The sequence below is a fragment of the Bacillus cereus group sp. N21 genome (assembly GCF_016483395.1).
In the GTDB taxonomy this organism is placed as follows: Bacteria; Bacillota; Bacilli; order Bacillales; family Bacillaceae_G; genus Bacillus_A; species Bacillus_A pseudomycoides.
On record NZ_JAEHBX010000393.1, the window covers coordinates 1 to 249 of the forward strand.

Genomic DNA, 249 nt, shown 5'->3' on the forward strand with positions numbered 1-249 from the left:
GATGTATACGTACAATTATTAAAAGAGCTCGTAAAATGTGAAATCGAGCCAGAACCATTACCGCCTTTAGAAATGTTACTAGAAGCAACGCAATTTATATCTTCAAAAGAAGTAGCATTTATATATGACTGCTCGCAACAAGAGATCGAGCGCGAACTAAAAAAATTACAACTGAAACGCAAAGTACAAATGATTGACGTAAAATGTGAGCGTTATTGGAAATGGATAGCAATAGAAAAAGACCTGGTG

General features: G+C 35.3%; 1 pseudogene. It reads left to right on the forward strand.

Annotated features, from left to right (window positions below):
- Positions 1 to 249, forward strand: a pseudogene (locus JDS96_RS31335) (DsbA family protein); the annotation flags it as partial.